Source organism: Dyadobacter sp. CY327 (assembly GCF_021390415.1).
Lineage (GTDB): Bacteria > Bacteroidota > Bacteroidia > Cytophagales > Spirosomataceae > Dyadobacter > Dyadobacter chenhuakuii.
In genome coordinates this window covers 79,402-98,707 of sequence record NZ_JAJUXJ010000004.1, presented here as the reverse complement: position 1 = coordinate 98,707, position 19,306 = coordinate 79,402, and the positions used below count along the sequence as shown (strand labels likewise).

Below are 19,306 nucleotides of genomic sequence, written 5' to 3'. Positions count from 1 at the left end.
TAAGACAATGTGACGAAAGTCCCTGATGACAAAAAGATGGATTTCTTTAACAGGTTTCTCAAGTCGATAAAAAAACAGCTCACAGAAATATTATTTCCGTGAGCTGTTTTTTGTAGATGTGCTTGATGCTAAGCTATCTCAGCAGCAGGCGCATCAGGCGGCGTATGGTCGTGTTTCTTCTTGCCCATGGCTATCTTTTCAATGGCAACGAAAAGAACAGGCACCACGAAGATGGCCAGCGAGGTTGCTGCAAGCATCCCCCCGAATACGGTCCAGCCGATGGTTTTTCTTGATTCTGCCGCAGCTCCACTGGCAAATGCAAGCGGAAGTACACCCAGAATAAAGGCCAGCGAGGTCATAATGATGGGGCGCAACCTGAGCCGAACGGCTTCAAGGGTTGCTGCTACAAGCTCCATACCGCCATCGACACGTTCCTTGGCAAATTCAACGATCAAGATCGCGTTCTTTGCCGCAAGCCCGATCAGTGTGATCAGACCGATCTGTGCATAAATGTTATTTGATAAATTCGGCAGGAATGTAAGTGTCAGAATTGAGCCGAAAGCGCCGATAGGGACGGCAAAGAGCACTGAGAAAGGGATAGACCAGCTTTCATATAATGCTGCCAGAAACAGGAACACAAAAACGATCGAGATCGAAAAGATCAATGTTGTACTATCACCCGCTTTAATCTCCTCACTACTCATACCAGAGAATTCGTAACTATAACCAGCGGGTAGTTTCTGGGCAACCTCACGCAGCGCGTTAATGGCCTGACCACTACTGTAACCCGGCTTAGGCGTTCCATTGATTTCGACAGAACGGTAAATATTATAGTGGGAAATCAAAGCTGGGTTCTCTACCACTTTGGTTGTCACCAGCGAGCCGAGCGGGATCATATTTCCTTCGCGGTTGCGGACGTAGAACTGCTTGATTTTATCCAGCGACGAGCGGAAACTGCTGTCAGCCTGCACCATTACTCGGAAGTTACGTCCGTAAAGGTTGAAATCGTTTACATAACTACTTCCCAGAAGCGTCGAAAGCGAGCTGAATACATCATTGACCTGAACACCCAATTTCTTGGTTTTGTCGCGGTCCACATCAATCTGGTAACTCGGCGTTCTGGCATTAAAGAAGGTATAGGCCATGGCAATCTCGGGACGCTTGTTGACCTCACCAAGGAAATTACGCATGACACCTTCGAACTGCTGAATGTTGTCGGTGCTGGTGGATTGTTGCAGCTGGAATGTAAAACCAGAGGTTGCACCAAGACCCGGAATCGCTGGCGGAGCAATAGCGAGCACCCTTGCTTCCTTAATGTCAGCCGTACGGGCCTGTATCTGCTTGATAACCGCCTGCACGTGATGCTCGGCGCCTTTACGGTCTGCCCACGGCTGCAAGCTGATAAAGAGCGTACCTACATTGGACTTGTTTGAAAAGCTTAAAACGTTAAGTCCTGCCAAACCACCCGCTACACGGACTTCTGGAATTGCAGAAACGCGCTTCATGACCTCTTTGAGCATAGCAATGTTACGCGTCGTTGAAGTGGCCTCCTGCATCTCATAAGTTACAAAAAGACGCCCTTCATCTTCAACCGGGATAAAACCCGATGGCTTGTTTTTGAAAAGGAAAAACAGACCCACAAACAGGCAGACCATCATCACAAGCACCAGCGGAGTTGCCTTGATCCATTTGGCCACGCCGCGCGTATAGCCATTTGAGACTTTGTCAAACCAACGGTTGAAGCGATCAAAGAATCTTTCCAGCCAGTTCTTCTTGTCATTTTCACCTTTGGAAGGTTTGAGCATGATCGTGCAGAGCGCAGGCGTAAGCGAAAGGGCAACAAAAGCCGAAAGCAAAACAGATACGGCAATGGTGATGGCAAACTGCTGATAGAGCCGACCCACAATTCCGGGCACAAAACTCACCGGAACAAAAACGGCAGCCAGGATAAGGGCAATCGCAATTACAGGTCCTGAGATATCCTTCATCGCCTGAACGGTTGCCTCCTTGGGCGACATTTTCTTTTCGTCAATATAATGCTGGACGGCCTCGACAACCACAATGGCATCATCGACAACTATACCAATGGCCAGTACGAATGCAAATAGCGTAAGGGTGTTGATCGTAAAACCAAACGGAATAAAGAAGATCAATGTACCAATCAGCGAAACGGGGATGGCAAGGATCGGAATCAATGTTGCCCGCCAGTTTTGAAGAAACAAAAACACAACGACAACAACCAAAATCATCGCTTCGGCAAATGTTTTCAAAACCTCCTCGATCGAAACCTTAACAACGGTCGCCGTTTCATTGGGGATCACGTAATCGATGTCCTTGGGAAATGTCTTTTTCATTTCGGCAAGCTTGTTCATCACACCTTCATAGGTGGCAAGCGCGTTGGCGCCGGGCGCCTGATAGATCAAAACAAAGGCTGCTGGTTTTCCGGCAACAAATGCATTGGCGCCGTAATCGAATTTACCCAGCTCAACGCGGGCTACATCACGCAAGTAAACAACACTTCCTTCCTGAGGCGAGCTTCTTACGATAATGTCTTCGAATTGCGCCTTGCTATTCAGGCGGCTATTGGTCAATACATTATATTCAAATGTCTGCGTATTGGGCTGCGGGTTACCGCCAACGGTTCCGGCTGCAACTTGAAGGTTTTGCTCGGCAAGCGCCGCTGAAATATCCGAAGGCGTCATACGCAGGTTGGCCAGCTTTTCGGGGTTCAGCCAGATCCGCATACCAAAATCATCTGCTCTGGAAATAATATCTCCAACCCCTTTTACGCGCTGTAATGCGTCTTTAAGATAAATATTGGCATAGTTACCAATGAACTGGGCATCATGGGTGCCATTGGGCGAGTACAATGCCAACACGATCATGATACTTGGCTGGCGTTTTCTTACAGTCAAACCCAGACGTTTAACGGCATCGGGTAGGGTAGGCTCTGCCACACTCACCCTGTTCTGAACGTCCAGGGCGGCAATGTCGACATTGGTTCCAACATCAAAAACAACGTTAATGCTGCTTTGACCGCTGCTGGTCGAGTTACTGGACATATAAGTCATGCCCGGCGTACCGTTGATCTGGGTTTCGATAGGCGTCGTTGTGGTCTGCTCAACGGTCTGAGCGTCGGCGCCGGTAAAGTTACCGCTTACTGTTACGGTAGGCGGCGTTACATCCGGATACTGCGCAACAGGCAATATGGTCAGTGCAATAAGACCCACCAGGACCAGCACGATGGACGTAACTATCGCTGTAACGGGCCTTTTTATAAAAATATCTGCAATCATTTTTACTGGATTATAATATTAGTAAAAGAGCGAAGGATTATTTTCCCTCTTTAATAACTGCGCCTTCTCTCAGGTTCTGAACGCCTTCGACGGCAATCTTTTCTCCTTCTTTCAGCCCTTCTTTAATGATTACGTTGGCTCCCAGGGATGTTCCCAGCACAACCCGGCGCTGGCTTACTTTGCTGCTGTCGCCAGCTACATATACAAAGAATTCGCCCAGCTGCTCGGTAACTGCCTTATAGGGGATCACCACAGATTTGGCAGCAGCATTATTAAGCACGCGCACAGTTCCGCTCATGCCAGAACGCAGCCGGTTATCTTTGTTTGGAAAAACAAGCCTTGTCTTAATGGTCCCTGTTTGTGGGTCAACAGCGCGGTCGATCAGGGCGATTTTGCCTGTCGCAGGAAAAATATCGTTTCCAAATTTCAAAGTGAATGTGGAATCAGCCGCCTTTGCGTTTTTCATCAATGTCGAAAACCGGTAGATTTCTCTTTGGTCTACATTAAAATCAACTGCCAATTGGGTGTCGGTTGAAACAGTGTTCAGAATGGTCTGGCCAGCCGTTACAGCCGCGCCCACTTTCACCATCGAGATGCCAATCACACCATCAAAGGGAGCAGTCACCTTGGTATAGTTTACACTCGTTTGAACCGCCTGAATGTTTGCCTTAGCCGCCTCAGCCTGTCTTTTGGCTACTTCCAGGGCTGCATCTGCATTATCAACAAGCTGTTTGGCCACAGCATCGTTTTTTTCAAGCTCATGGTAGCGGTCAGCATCTTTCTGAGCGCGGGCCAGATTGGCTTGCTGCACATTAAGGTTGGCAACAGCCTGATCATAATTGGCATTATAAAGCTGGGCATCAATAGAATAAAGCAGCTGGCCCTTTCTTACGCGGGAGCCGTCTTTGAAATGAATGCCGGTGATAAAGCCCGTAACCTGCGGCCGCAGCTCAATTTCGTTCAGCGCAGTTACCGTGCCTGGATATTCGTCGTAGTAGGTTGCGTCTGCCGTCGTCACAGCTACAAGTGAGACCGGCACGGCCGGGGGAGCTGCTGCTTGCTGCTGCTGCTCTTTTTTATCTCCGCAAGAGCTCAGAATGCCCAGAAACAGTGCTGCTGAAAAGTATGGTAATTTATTTGAGAACATAATAGGGGTATTTTTCGATTTAATAGTTCATTTGCCCAAGGGCTTTTTGCACATCGATCTTACTGGCCAGAGTCTGGTAGAGCGCATTGTAATAACTGATGCGTGCCAATCGCAGGTCGGTTTCCGAGGTTACCACTTCCAGATAGGTTTTAATGCCTGATTTATATTGGAGCTGGATGACATCATATACTTCGCGGGCCAGGTCCATATTATCTTTCTGGGCAAGCAGATTCGTCAGATTGCCTTTGTAGTTAGCCAGCGCCTGCGAGTATTCGGCGCTCACATTCATTTGAAGGCCTTTTATATCCCAATCGAGTCGTTTGATCTGCCATTCTGCCGCCTTGGTGTTGGCCTTTCTTTTACCACCTTGGTAAAGGGGCAGCGAAAGCGTCAGCAGTCCGAAGGAATTGGGATAATTCTTGTTGTAAAGATCGGTAAACTGGTTATTCTGAAAGTTCAGGTTGTAAGCCCCGTTGAGCGAAATATTAGGCAGATAGCTCCATTTGTTATATTGAAGATTTGCTTCCAAAAGCTTTTTCTGCGTGCTCAGCAGCTGAAATTCTATGCGCGAGTTCAGATCCAGATTTTGCAGCGTATCCAGCGATATCTCTCTTTCCATCTGCAATGTGTCATAGGCGATCGCTAGCTGCTTGTCGGATGGGTAACCCATTAACGATTTCAGATAATCGAGCTTGGCTTTCAAAAGCTCCTCATTGCTTTTCTTGCTGGCTTTGGTGTTGTTAAGCGAAATGGTCGCACGCTTAAAATCAATTTTATCAGCAATTCCTGACTTGTATTGATTTTCTGCATCCTTTAAGCTTCTTTCCAGGCGCTGAATATCTTCCTGAGCTACATCAATCTGCTGGGTCGTTGCCAGCACATCATAAAATGCTTTGGAAACATTGACGGCAATGTCGGTCTTATTAAAGGAAGTGTTCTGGCTGGCCTGTAAGAGCACGTCTCTTTTGGTCTGGTTTGCCAACAGCACATCGCGGTTGAAGATCTGCTGCGATAATGTGAACTGCGCTGCTGAAATGTTGCTGACACCAAGCTTTACGGGATTACCGGCAATGATGCTGGTCTGCACGATAAAGTTGTGCTGCAAGTTGTAATTGAAATTGATCTGCGGATACCAGTCGGCAAGCCTGCTGCGGATCTGATTTTCGGTAATCCGCTCATCGATCAGCGATTGCTGAACAATGGGCTGGTTTTTAATGGCGTAGTCAACAACCGCCTGCAAAGTTGCCTGCTCCAATAAGGGCGCCTCTTTGGAACTTTCCTGAATAGCCTGAGAGAATATCGGGCAAAAAGAAGTGAGTGAAAGCAGTGCCGAGCTAAGCGCCAAACGCATTGTTTTTTGTGGCTTAGACCAATACTTCATGTAGATTTTTATTTTATGAAACAGATAGATATTGACGCTTTAATAGCGCCGAGGTAAAGAACGGGACCCGGTCGTCAGCTGTCGGTAGGAATAAAATCTAAGCCTGACTGGAAAATCACTGGGTGGGCTAAGGGATACATAAAAGGTTCAGGATGAAAAATTTTGTATACAAACGGTGACATAATAGCCGTAAAAAACAGCCCGTCAGGGTTCTTGGATTGTACTTATTAAGGATTTAAAACCCGGAATAGTTTCACGGTAACCAGTAAAAATTTGGGCTGCCAAGCAATCTTCTTCTAATAATCAAAATTTTAAAAGAAATTGTGCACAAACCCTGCCATCTGCCGGAATGTGCTACGGATTGCAATATTCAGGGGAGCTTGCTGCGCGCGCCTGGCAGTTACTTACAACGCATTCACCTCTTGGGCGGGTTGGGGCCAGATCTTTTCAAGGATCAGCGCAAAGAATATAACAAGGGCGCAGCCGATCAGGTTAAGCCATAGAAAGGCAGTCAGATCCAGCCAGTAGCTGAGAACCACAAATATTTCACCCAGTATACTGGCAAAAAACACAGCCCTGCTTCCGATTTTGGGAAAATAAAATGCGACCAGGAATATGCCCAGGATCACGCCATAAAACAATGAACCCAGAATGTTAACGGCCTCGATCATACTGCCCAGCCGGGAGGCATACTGCGCTACGCCAATGCAGAAGACGCCCCAGAAGAATGTGGCCCAGCGGGAGGCTGCCACATAATTGCGTGAATCATCATCTTTATGCACCATCCGTTTGTAAATATCCACGATGCTGCAAGAGGCCAGCGAGTTGTAAGCCGATGCCACTGATCCCATTGACGCCAGCAGGATCACCGCAATCAGCAAACCCACCATTCCTACCGGAAGATAATCAATCACAAATCTTAGAAAAATGTAGTTGACATCATTGATCTCTGCTCCATTGGCTTTTGAAAGCACGGCCCCAGCCTGTTTGCGCACATCCTGAACCTGGGTTTCGATCTTTGCCAGTGCTGTGCGGGACTGTTCAATGGCGGGCTCATCATCTTTTTTCAGCGCGCGCGTCAGCTCCATCACATGCGGGCGCTTGGCGGCCTGAATGGCATCGTGGCGGGTTTCGAGCTTTTGGTATTCGGCGGCATACTGCGTTTTTCGGACCTGCTCCACGGCCGTTTCGTTAAAGAACAGCGGCGGATTTGTAAACTGATAAAATGCAAAAACCAAAACGCCCACCAGCAGGATCATAAACTGCATAGGGATCTTTAAAAGACCATTCATGGCCAGCCCCAGCTTGCTTTGCCCCTGCGAGCTTCCCGTCAAAAACCGCCCGACCTGCGACTGATCCGTTCCAAAATAGGAGAGTTGCAGAAAGAAACCACCGATCAGCCCGGACCAAACATTATAACGGTTGTTTAAATCAAAAGTAAAATCAATCAGATTAATCTTGCCCATCTTACCGGCCACATGCAGCGCATCACCAAAGGAGACATCATTAGGCAAAAAACGAACAACCATTACGCCCGCAATCACCATTCCAACCGTGATAATGCCCATCTGCTGCAAGTGCGTGTGTGAAACCGCGCGGCTGCCGCCTGCAATGGTATAGAGCATGACAATGCCTCCGGAGATAATGTTGGTCCACATAATGTCCCACCCCAGGATAGCAGAAAGAATCAGCGAAGGCGCATAGATGGAAAGCCCTGTGGAAAGTCCGCGCTGCAAAAGAAAAAGAAAAGAAGTGAGCGCCCGCGTTCGAAGGTCAAAGCGCCTTTCCAGGAACTCGTAGGCTGTAAATATTTTAAGCTGGCCAAATTTGGGCACAAATGTGATGCACAGCACCACCATAGCAAGCGGCAAACCAAAATAGAACTGCACAAACCGCATGCCGTCCGTATAAGCCTGACCCGGAGCAGATAAAAACGTGATAGCGCTGGCCTGCGTGGCCATCAATGACAGCGTTACGTGATACCAGGGCATGGACTGCCCGGCCAGTAAAAACGAGTCCATCGTATGCTTCTCGCGGCTGCGATAAATCCCGTAGGCAACAACAAATATCAGTGTGAGTGAGAGTACAATCCAGTCCAGCGAGCTCATTGAAAGTGTTTCATAAATAAATAGAAGAGGACAATCAGCAGAATGAGCGTGCCAATAAGCAGCTGATAAAGCTGTTTCCAGCTTCTGACAAATGGGGGTAAGCCGTCGCGGTCATTCGGATTATTATCGTTTACATTCATTTAGAACGGATTGGAAAATTAGGGTGCAATGCAACCGAGTACTGTACCACCGGTAAAAATAGAACGGTTTTTTATGTCGTTTAGCATAAAAATAGGAAATCAGGATAGGCGGATCCGTCTATGCCTGTGTCTGCGCGAGACGCGCCAGACATGTTGTAAGGCTATCTCTCCAATAAGGAATCTGTGTGGAGAATGTTGTTTTGATTTTTGTCTTATCCATTACAGAATAGGCCGGGCGAACTGCTTTGGTAATATATTCAGATGTCTTAACTGGGTTAAGCTCAACTTGTGTCTGACTAATATCAAAAATCGCTTTAGCGAAATCAAACCATGAAGTTACACCTTCATTGCTGTAATGGTAAACACCATACGACTTGCTGTCAGACTCAATGATATCTAAAATTGTCCCGGCCAGGTCGATCGCATAGGTGGGGGAGCCGACTTGGTCGATAATGACACCCAATTCTCCGCGCTCTTTACCCAGGCGTAACATTGTTTTAACAAAATTGTTACCGTATTCGGAGTAAAGCCAGCTTGTACGGAGAATGAAATGTTCATCGACCGATCCAATTACTGCATATTCACCTTCAAGTTTCGTGATGCCATAAATGTTTTCTGGTTCGGCTAAGTCACTTTCACTCAACAGACTTGGGATATTGCCTTTAAATACAAAATCAGTTGAAATGTGAATTAATGCCGCATTATACTTCTTGCAGGCCTCTGCAATGTATCGAGCTCCATCGCGATTTACTTTTCTGCATGTCTCTATATCGTCTTCCGCTTTGTCAACAGCCGTATATGCGGCACAATTAATAATGAAAGAAGGCTTTTCCAAAGAAAACAAAGTATCAAGTAACTGAGGATTTAAAATGTCGCTAACATCTTCTGGCGGGAATGAGATACTGGTAATATTTCTTTCATGAGCAACTCTTTTGAGGCAGCTTCCTAATTGCCCTGACGCGCCAAGCACTACAATTTTCATTATTATTAGATATTTACAACCACTTAAAGGTAATGATGATAAAATAATATGCAATGAAAAGGCCTGACTTTGTTAGTCAGGCCTTTTCATTATTGCTAAACCTATAGTGGTAAGAAATGCAGCTTACAGATAAACGCCAAGTATTACTGACCTCTGCCCAGCACCATAACCTGAACAGTCCGAAAAATGAGTTGAACATCGTCAAATACGCTGTAAGATTTAAGATACTGAAGGTCGTATTTCAATCGCTCGACATTCTTGGCAACCGTATCTGCATAACCAACATTAATCTGTCCAATTGATGTAATTCCAGGCTTCACGGTTAATAAACGCTGGAAATCATGAGGAGCCGCTTCCATTAACATATCTACATCATACTTATACAATGGGCGAGGGCCAACAACAGACATTTCACCTTTTAGCACATTAATAAACTGAGGCAATTCATCCAGCCTCGATTTTCTAAGTATCCGGCCAATAGGTGTAATGCGTGGATCGCTGTCACCTTTCGAGTGCTGCATGCCCATCTTATCCGCATCCGTGTACATACTTCTAAACTTATAAATATAGAACATTTTGCCCCAGCGTCCTGAACGTTGCTGCTTGAAAAAGGCCGGTCCCGGAGAGCTGATTTTAATTGCAGCCCATACAAAAAAGAAAATGGGAGCTCCGAGAATCATTACAATTGCAGAAAACGCAAGATCAAAAAGGCGTTTTACAGTTTGCTCATTGAAACTTGAAAATGGCTTGGTGTTGACCTGAATAATCGGATACATATCATGGTATTCGATAGTGGCCATGTTCGTCATAAATCCGCGAAAGTCTGGAACAAGACGGATTTGTGTTTTAAGGCGCTCTCCGAGTTTGATCACTTGTCTTACCTGGTCGTCATTCACGTCTGAAAGGCAACAGTATAAATAGTCTAATTGCTTTTCCTTAACCATTGATTCCAATGCATCAATTTCGTTTTCTTTATCTTGAAAATGATACATGCCATAAAATCGATATCCCAACTCTTTCCGGTCGTTATAAAACTCCCTGATTAAACCCGCGAGATCGCCTCTACCAACAATAGCATAACGGTTGAAATTGTATCCTGCTTTGCGGTATAATTTCAAAAAGAGGACAGCAGTGGCTCTGGATGCTGTTGACAGAATAATAAAAAGGCCATATGTCATCAAAAATTGATATCTTGAATATTCTTCGCCGGACTTCGATAAGTACAAAAATCCCATCATAACAGCGCCATGAACCATCAACGCTTTAAGGTAATTGCCTAATTGTACATTAAAATGATAGGAGAGGCGTGTGAAATGATAGGTTTTAAATATGTAGATTGTAAAAACCCACACCAGATTTGCGACTAATAAGAGATTAACGTACTGGTTTTTATAAAAAACCGACATGTCACTAAATCGGAGAAAATACGACAGAAAGAAGGATAAGTTGAGAAGCACAACATCTGCCCATAAATGTGCCTTAGGGAGAAGTCCTGGATAGTGATTTTTCATATTTATAAACATTGAGTATTAAGCAATCTTGATTCTTGATATTGTTCAACACAGCTAAAATAGCAATATCCAACAGCTCTTCATACAAGTATATGACAAATTATCTGATTTCTAACACATTTTCAGAAAAGTAGCTTATTATTTCCTTTTGAGTCGGCGGATGCTATCTTTCTATTATTACATTTTTAGAAATTATATCATTTTTTGGTCCCGTGATCTGCAAAGTATAAATGCCTGGCTGAAATTTCTTTACATCTATGGAATTTAGCTGAGAACTGTGCACTGTACGACCGGAGATATCGAACATAATGACATTAACAATCTTATCCCGATTATTACCAGGGACAATGGTTAGGATATCGTTAGCTGGATTTGGGTACACTGTGAGCATACTGGGTTGCTCAATTAAAATAGACTCAATGCGACTATAAGAAAAAGAATAGTCTTGGTCAACCATTTTTAAACGGTAAAGATTATTGCCAACAGCTGCGTTGAAATCCGAAAAGGTGTAATAGGAGATTTGTGAACTTTCCCCGGCCGCCGAGACTCTACCAATTTTAAGCCAATCTCTGCCGCTAACACTGCGTTCGATATCGAAATACCCGCTGTTGGATTCCAATGACGTTGTCCAATTCAAAACAGCAATTTTGCCTTCGGGATGTGCAGAGAAGTGAACAAGTTTCACCGGCAGTGGGTCCACATCCACACTGCCAAAGGAAATAGCCGAGAACGGTTTGCTGGCAAAGGCCGAGATCATTCCTGACTCCATCTGAGAGTCCTGTAAGGGCTCCCATTGTGTTCCATTCCAGCCTACAAGCGCCAGTTCAGTAATGGATGTTCCTGTAACAGAACTAATATCATCCGGAATCTTTACTGTAATTTTTATAGGTGCGGCTGGTGCAACATTAGCAGGTGATGCGGTTCCTACTAATGGTGTTCCGGATTGACGGACATGCCAGTCCCACTGGCCCGAAGCGTAAACTCTTTTAATTCCTTTTTGTAACAGATTTCTATTATGAGCTGAATTTGCGTCAGTAGGATCAATACCGTTTGAGGGGTCTCCGGAAATCCAGGAAGCAGTGATCACTTGTCCGTCATTTCCGTTACAAGTCAGTGGATAGTAATGATTACTGCCGTTGCCCAAGGGAAAGGTAAATGGTCCGGATCCATCATAGGACACATAGCCATCCACATGGTGTAAACCTGGACTAATCTCAATAGTGCCTTCGAAATTATTCTCGTTTAAATTATCCCAGGATCGGGAGCCAGTTGATTGTGCAGCCCGGAACTGATAGGTCGAGCCGTTTTTGAAATGAAGGGCACTATTTACTGCCGTAGCGGTTCTCGGTGTTTTTATTGCTCGCGTTCCGAACACCGCCAAAGTACTTACAACGACTCCTTTATCAAGATTAAAGAATATGCTTTTTTGGCTGTCCGCAATTCCATAGAATTCGCCAAGATGAAATGCAGCGATCTGATTCTTGCCCGTTATTTCTAATTGAATAGGGAGCTCTGCGCCTCCTGCTTTGATAATGATCCATGGTTTTTTTACTCTAATCGGTTCATCTGCACCAAATTGCGTTGATATAGAATGCGATGGAAATGTTGCACCGCACGAACCGATTGCTGAAAGTAAAATTAATAATGTACCGTAAATAGGAGTTAGTAATGAAGAGGTCATAAGCAAGTAATTCTTATAGTTGTAGTACAAATATAAGTTTATTTCTGGAAAAGTAGTAGTAGGTCTACTTTGTCGCAAATAAATTCGATTTTCTTGCTAATTGGGCATTTTGATCTTGCAGGCAAGGATACTTTATGCTAGGTTTGTTTACAAAGATCTGTCTCGTTAAACGACTATTGCAATAAAGCTTTGGAAGGTTTTTAGGTTTGAATAAACAAATGCTCGTCGCCATATGAAGCAGTGTACCCTGATCTTATTTCTTCTCATCACCTGCAATACCGACAGGTTGTTTGCACAGGTTTTCATTTTCAACTCCAGTCCTACCGCAATGCCGGGAGAGGCAATAGCCTTGCAAGGAAGTTTTAGCAAAAATGCCAAGGCGTATATAAAGGTTGGGTCATCGGGATCTGGTGCCCAACTTGCTGCTTTCATCAAAAATGACAATCTGGCAACGGCTACGATTCCTACCTCTATGGATTTGAATGTCTATCAGGTATGGATTGAAGATCAAGGCCAGCGTAGCCCTATCGTGTTCGTTAACCGCGCGTTGGGCATGCATCTCGATTCACCTGACGCGTCTCCGGGTGGCAATCTTCGCATTTATGGCCGTAACCTACAGCTCCAAAACAATGCGGCAGGCGTTCGTTTTCAGGAAGATGATGGATCGGCTTCGTTCCAGGGAATTGTTAATACAGGTAAAAGCGACGCTTATGAGCTAAGTGTTAAGTTGCCTGCCAACCTTCAGGTTGGGAAAACCTACAAGATTTTTGTCCGGAATGGCTTAAGTGGGAACGAAGGAGAAACGCAAATGGCGCAAAAAATAGCAATCCATGCCGCTGACGTCGACTATTTTGAACTTGGCGTGGGCTGGGCGTCGAAATTAAACTTCTATAGAAATGTTTATAATGTAAAGACCGACAGCCGATTATCAGAAAAGGCCGTGGGCGATGGCAATGCTAATGATCAACCTGCAATTCAGCAAGCAATTGATCTCGCTTCTGCAGCAGGAGGCGGGATTGTATACTTGCCAGCAGGAAAATATAAGCTTACATATAGATACTTCGAATATATACGTATGCGGTCTAGGGTTGTTGTCCAGGGAGCCGGGAAAGACCAGACGATCATTCAGTTTGGATACGAGCTTGCCGTTCAACACCTTGGCGTTTACTGGCCACCAGCCACCGTTCAGGCAGGATTGGCTGACCTTACTCTGGAGAACATTGACAATTATGGCAGCGAAAATTTAAGTAACAGCCGGGGCGAGGGGTCGGAGATATTTATCCAGCGCATTCGTTTCAAGATGAATCTTGGCGACTGGTTGTGGCTTGCAGAGAGTGATAAGTTGGTGATCGCCAATTCTGAATTTAGCCACGGACTGAATGCTAGGCACGATTACCGAGGCCCGATGCAATTAAACGGGTGCACCAATTTTGTGATCAGAGACAATATAATCAATTTCGCAGTAGAGGGGATTAACCTTAATGATGCGCACGACGGGGTTTTTGAAAATAATAAAATTAGTCGTGATGGAGCTGCGCGGTATCCTGGCCATCTGGTCAACCACGTGCTGATTTTAAACTTCTCTGAGAACCTCTCCGTTAAAAACAATCTTTTTAAAGTAATCAACGGCCCTGCTCAAAACAGGAATGATGGAGAAGCCATTATCAGTGAAGGTGGCGGAATTGATAAAATTGATGAAGAAGCTGGTGTTGTTAGCAGCGCCTCTGCTACGACTATCGTTGATAACAGTAAAAACTGGCAGGGCTTCCGGCGACGACCGGTCGTTGCCATCGTAAGTGGAAGGGGAGTGGGGCAGTGGAGAAATATTACCAGCCGGACTGGTAATGTAATGCAAATTGACAAAGCATGGGACGTAGTTCCGACCGCGGGAAGCCACTATGCAATCTTCAACTGGGGCTCACGCAACTGGCTTTTGTATGGCAACACTTTTGAAGGTAACCGCCGGGGCATCACACTTTACCATAATGCTACAACCGATGTTGCAATCGTTAAGAATACACTGGTGAATAGCGGGTCAATAGATCTGACGCCTTATCAGCTGTTTGACAACGGGCAAAAGTTCGTTCCAATGTTCAATAATCAGGTCATTGGTAATTCGGTATCCAACACTGACAGGACAAATGGCAACTTTATCGGAATTCATACTGTACAACACATGCAGTCTGAAACTTTCGGGACGTCGGTCATTGGTTTTGAAATGCGGGGAAATACAGTTGTTGCAGGACAACCAAATACGCCTGCTATTGTTGATGCACCATTTCCTGAGGGTTTTTTGAATTATCTAGAATTTCACCCTGTTTCCAATTACATTGACCGCCAAATCCCGGCAATTCAGGGTAGTATCATTGAAGGCAATAAAGCTATTAATTGTCAAAATGCTATTTACCTCAATCCGGGTTCGTACAACACCTTCATATGCAGCTCCGAATTGGTGAATTCTCCCAATCTTATTGATGATGCAAGCTTTGATGGGATAGTGCACAAATCGGTAAGCACCATCATGTGTAACGATGATCCGCTGCCAGTAATACTTACTTCTTTCACTGCGTCGAAAATAGAAGGATTCTCACAATTGGAATGGCTTACAAGCAGTGAATCGGAGGCAAGCTATTTTGAAATACAACGCTTCAAAATTCCTTTGGACTGGGTAAAAATCGGAGAGGTTCAAGCTAGCGGGGAAAGCAATGACAAGCGTTCATATTCTTTCCGGGATACGGTTCCTGGACCAGGGCAAAATCTGTATCGCCTTAAAATGATAGATCAGGATACCTACTACACATACAGTAAAGTTGCAAGCGTTACTTTCGAAAGTTTATCGCGCCCGTTTTTATATCCAAATCCTTTTGCTGATGCCGTATACCTGTCGGGAGAATTACAAGGTAGAAATGCAGTCGAAATTTATAATATAACCGGTCTGCAGGTCTTTTCTGAAAGCGAGTTTCCGACAAAAGGCGTTTCGTTGAAACATCTGGCTCCGGGAGTTTACACGTTCCGGATTATTAGTGATGACGGTCATTCCTTCACTGAAAGAGTGGTAAAAATACCCTAGAGCAACCGCTGTGCAAGACAATGAATCCACCTTACCTTCCTTTTCCAACCAAAAGCAACTGGATGGTAAGCAGAATCAACTGAAGGTCTTTCGTAAGGCTGTATGAATCCAGATAACACATATCTTGTTTGATCTGACCCATTTTACCGTTTACGCTTCTCATATATTCGTCTTCGATTTGACCAATAGATGTTATGCCCGGGCGGACACTTAGTATTTTACGTAAATCATCGTTTGATTCTTTGATCAACATTTCGGCCTCTTGCATCAACAGGGGCCGTGGACCCACGATGGACATATCCCCTTTCAGCACATTGATGAATTGAGGCATCTCCTCGAGGCGGCTGCGTCTGAGGAAATAACCGACCGCGTTTAGGTAATGCGTCTGTGAGTTCATCCAATGCGCTTCGTCCGACCCGTCATTCTCTGTCGTACGGAACTTGATGATACGGAAGGTCCGGCCCGATCTTCCCACCCTTTGTTCCATAGAAAATACGGATTTTCTGAAAGCCATTATTACTAATGCACAAATAAAAAGAAACAAAGGAAAACCAATAACCAGAACCATCAGGGAAAAGACCACGTCGAAAGAGCGTTTGATTAGCAGGCTATGTGTGTCAGACGCATAGCACGTATTAATAAACATGAATGGGCTCTTTTCTGTGTATTCAACTTGGAAATCAGGATCCAAAAAATTCATGTTGTCGGGGATTAATCTGACGTGGGTTTTTTGCGTTTCGGAGAAGTCAATGATATTTTGCAGCAATTCGGGCTGTATACCGCTAAGCCAGCAATAGAGATAATCCGGTTGTTCCTGCTGGATGAATTTGTGTAATTGCTGATACTGTGTAGAAGTTTCGGCCAGATTAAAGACGCCGCATAACTGGAAACCCCTTCTTCTTCTGTCTTCGTGGAAATCGTCAAACGCTCGTGTAGGACTTCCATTCAGCATAACAGCATAGCGTTTCCGGCGATAAACCAGCTTTTGCCAGTATTGAGATACGATCATTAGCAAGATGTTCGCCGCCAATTCGAATGCTAAGAATATTTCGAAAGCAGTGAAAGCCAGATGCTCTCTTTTATTAAACATATCCCCATTTAGGTACAACACGATTTCAAGTATTATAAAGTGTGCTGCAATCGTGATCAGCAACTTGCATAAATGAATAAAGGGGTCGTAGGTTTTACTATTGAAAGTGTACAGGCCCGATACGTAAATGCAGGCAATCCAGATCAGGTTACTTAATAGCAACAAATTGAGATAATCGAAATCAACAAATCGGTCGACGCCGCCTAAGACAATGATACTTGCAAGTACATAAGACAGATTTAATGAAACTAGATCAGTCCACAAATGGAACCTGGATAAGACTTGGGTATAAAAAGTTCTCATGATATAAGGGAGGAAGTGGAAAAAAACTCATTTTCGACTTAGTGGAAGTTAATGATGTCTCTCAAAATCTAATTCTACAATGTCTTAGAATGTTTTATACTTTTTTAGAGAAAAACGAACGTAGTTTAATATACGTCTAATGCTTTGGTTGTCTTTGCTGTACCTCGGTTCTTCAAGGTAAAGCTTGTGCGATGTCTTCACGACCGATGGTGCGTCGGTCAGACGGTTCCGCCAAGCAACGTTCCTGTCGAAATGTGATCTGTATGCATGATCACTGCCTTCGGGTACAAGCTTACTGATCAGGTTCACATTAGGTATCACGGCTAAACCATTATTCAGGAAAATGGCGTACTGCCACTGATAAAACCAGCTTTGCTTCTGTTCCTTCAGGTAAGCCTCGCAAAACTTCCCATTCCAGTACTTTGCTGTGCTCCCGCTTCCAAGCAATTTTTGTAAAATTTTCTTGCTATCCGGTTCCGTATATTGTTCCATCCAGAAATCAAATCTGTTCCAGGCCCGCTTCCACGTTGCCCAGCCATAAATATCAGCTACATGAATAAAGAAGTGGTCAAAATTATTTTCTTCCAGCTCACCTACTCGCCGTAGCCCTGAAACGTGCATGACGCGGTCGTTGAATTGGTACTTGTCAAGCATTTGTCTGCAAAACGTAAAGAACGTGCGGTGTGGCACGCAATTTTCTTCCAGAACAATCAACCTGTCCGAGGTTTCGAACGCCCAACTGATCGCTGAGGATGTCCCAACAGCCCTGCCAATGTGTTTATCTGCATACCAACGTGCTACTTTACAATCCCAGTTAATCTGCGACTCGTCCATCAAATGCCTGCATATTTCAACTAATTCGTTGTCCTCGGGCTGATCATCTCTCGGTGCATCTGAAAAAATATAAAGTGTGCTTGGCTTGATTTTCCTGATCTGATCAAACACGTCGCAAATTGTATTTGGACGATTGAACGCCAAAAGAAGTACGGGAACGTCAAAAGAATCTGTGTTCATATTCGAAAAGGCAATTGTCTCACGCAACATGAGATTGTGCCATTTAGCTTCAGTGTAAATTTGGGTTTACACGGTTTATTGAGATGAATGCATCGAGGCGTATAGCATAGATATATGCGCTTTCCAGCCTCGACTTAAAGTTAGCTTAGTGTGTGCAAATGGACTTTGGGAGATATGAATGCCTGACGACACTACCGGGAATCTTGATCCAGGTCGATCAGTCGGCGGTGTGTCTAGGACAGGGCTTCTTTGAGTCTTCTGGCAGCCGGTGCCACCGAATAGAGCGTAGTATACAATTCCTTAGCATTTTCTGCCATTTCAAGCTGTTCCAATGCGTTAAGGGATACCCAACTAGCTATAAGCTGTTTTGCGCCTTCCAAACTGTCAGTGGCGACAATTCCTGCACGACCTTCTTCGATTTCCCTGTAAATGTTGACCTGGTCAGAAATAAGAACAGGTTTACTACACGCCATCGCTTCTACAACAGCAATGCCAAAGTTCTCCTGGTGACTGGGCAGAATGAATGTCTCGCAGCCATAAAATGCGCCCCACTTGGCATCTCCTGCAAGCATTCCAGGAAAGATAATGTCCTGGTCGACAGAAGCCAGCTGTAACATTTGCTGGCCATACGGGGTTTCCAGATCGGGCCCGGCTATCACAAGGACTGGTAAGTTCCAGCCGGCTGCTTTAAGCGAAAGATAGGCATTGATTAAAAGGTCAACGCCTTTTTTTACATTGATTCTGCTGAGGAATAATATGTAGGGCCTTCCGTTAGTATCGCATTTTTTTGTGAATTCAACTTCCATTTGGCTGCTGAACGCAGGTGGCGACTGGACGCCAAGTCCTACAACATGTTCGGTTTTTGGCGTGTAAGGAAAGAAAGTTTCCTTGGCCAATAGTTTTTCTGTTTCGCAGGTAAAGAACAGGCCGTTAGATTTATTAATGATCCGGTTTTCGATAAACTTCCAGAATATCCAATTCCTGATTGCCTTAATTCTTCTTCCTTTGGCGCGCTGAAACCAGGGGTCCAGCATGCCGTGTGGCATTACAAATATTCTGAATAATTTTTTATCAATTTTTCTCGTAGCCTGGTAAACAGCATAGGTATGATATTGCCATAATCCATGAACAAGAATAGCATCATAGTTGTACACATTTTCGTTCAGCCAGCTCATCAATTTTGATGTATAATGCCAAGAACTTTTGCCCGGTCCCACAAAATGAGTTTTGAAATTATCGCCAACAGAATAAGTCTGCATTGTATCAGTGCAAACTACTTCATTGATGAGATTTTCAGTGGAAAGGCCTTCGATAATTGTTCTAACTGCTTGACTTACACCGCCAGACTTTGGGTCCATTGAGGATACGACGTGTAGAAGTTTCATGGGAAGTTGAGTTTGTAGTTATGGATTCGCAGCATAATACTGCTAAGGGTTAATTAGCTTATCAGACGTTATTTTTAAGCCGATTCAAAAGTACTTTATTTAGATAATCCACTGAAATCTAAGTGGTGAAAACCTAGATTTTTGGGGTCAAAGTTTTATTTAGCTTATTTAAAAATATCCTGCTGCTTAATGGCATAT

General features: G+C 44.6%; 12 protein-coding genes. 1 reads left to right on the top strand and 11 read right to left on the bottom strand.

Features of this window, described 5'->3' with window-relative positions; genetic code table 11:
- Nucleotides 1-128: 128 nt before the first annotated feature.
- The 8 genes from LZG74_RS12055 to LZG74_RS12020 form a co-directional block, all read right to left on the bottom strand.
- A complete protein-coding gene (locus LZG74_RS12055; protein ID WP_233796834.1) occupies nt 129-3,296 on the bottom strand; it encodes an efflux RND transporter permease subunit in 3,168 nt (1,055 codons plus the stop codon).
- Between the two features lie 37 nt (nt 3,297-3,333).
- A complete protein-coding gene (locus LZG74_RS12050; RefSeq protein ID WP_233796833.1) occupies nt 3,334-4,443 on the bottom strand; it encodes an efflux RND transporter periplasmic adaptor subunit in 1,110 nt (369 codons plus the stop codon).
- 19 nt (nt 4,444-4,462) lie between these two features.
- On the bottom strand, nt 4,463-5,824 hold the full coding sequence (locus LZG74_RS12045; RefSeq protein WP_233796832.1) for a TolC family protein: 1,362 nt from the start codon (nt 5,822-5,824) through the stop codon (nt 4,463-4,465).
- A gap of 404 nt (nt 5,825-6,228) precedes the next feature.
- On the bottom strand, nt 6,229-7,932 hold the full coding sequence (locus LZG74_RS12040; protein WP_233796831.1) for a sodium:solute symporter: 1,704 nt from the start codon (nt 7,930-7,932) through the stop codon (nt 6,229-6,231).
- On the bottom strand, nt 7,929-8,072 hold the full coding sequence (locus LZG74_RS12035) for a hypothetical protein (RefSeq protein ID WP_233796830.1): 144 nt from the start codon (nt 8,070-8,072) through the stop codon (nt 7,929-7,931). The genes LZG74_RS12040 and LZG74_RS12035 overlap by 4 nt, the downstream gene beginning before the upstream one ends.
- Nucleotides 8,073-8,190: 118 nt before the next feature.
- Nucleotides 8,191-9,054 (bottom strand): dTDP-4-dehydrorhamnose reductase, encoded by an 864-nt coding sequence (rfbD, locus tag LZG74_RS12030; protein WP_233796829.1) that lies wholly within the window; start codon nt 9,052-9,054, stop codon nt 8,191-8,193.
- 143 nt (nt 9,055-9,197) lie between these two features.
- Nucleotides 9,198-10,565 (bottom strand): sugar transferase, encoded by a 1,368-nt coding sequence (locus LZG74_RS12025; protein WP_233796828.1) that lies wholly within the window; start codon nt 10,563-10,565, stop codon nt 9,198-9,200.
- 163 nt (nt 10,566-10,728) lie between these two features.
- Nucleotides 10,729-12,246, bottom strand: a complete 1,518-nt coding sequence (locus tag LZG74_RS12020) for a T9SS type A sorting domain-containing protein (protein WP_233796827.1) — start codon at nt 12,244-12,246, stop codon at nt 10,729-10,731.
- A gap of 232 nt (nt 12,247-12,478) precedes the next feature.
- Between LZG74_RS12020 and LZG74_RS12015 the strand changes: the two genes are divergently transcribed.
- Nucleotides 12,479-15,316 carry a T9SS type A sorting domain-containing protein gene (locus tag LZG74_RS12015; protein ID WP_233796826.1) on the top strand — a complete coding sequence of 946 codons (2,838 nt, stop codon included), beginning with the start codon at nt 12,479-12,481 and terminating at the stop codon, nt 15,314-15,316.
- A 31-nt stretch (nt 15,317-15,347) separates the two neighbouring features.
- Here the strand turns inward: LZG74_RS12015 and LZG74_RS12010 are convergent, their stop codons facing one another.
- The 3 genes from LZG74_RS12010 to LZG74_RS12000 form a co-directional block, all read right to left on the bottom strand.
- Complete coding sequence (locus LZG74_RS12010; protein ID WP_233796825.1) at nt 15,348-16,406, bottom strand: sugar transferase; 1,059 nt, start codon at nt 16,404-16,406, stop codon at nt 15,348-15,350.
- 387 nt (nt 16,407-16,793) lie between these two features.
- Entirely contained in the window at nt 16,794-17,753 is a 960-nt protein-coding gene (locus LZG74_RS12005) for a hypothetical protein (protein ID WP_233796824.1), read from the bottom strand.
- 203 nt (nt 17,754-17,956) lie between these two features.
- On the bottom strand, nt 17,957-19,108 hold the full coding sequence (locus tag LZG74_RS12000) for a glycosyltransferase (protein ID WP_233796823.1): 1,152 nt from the start codon (nt 19,106-19,108) through the stop codon (nt 17,957-17,959).
- Between the last annotated feature and the right edge of the window lie 198 nt (nt 19,109-19,306).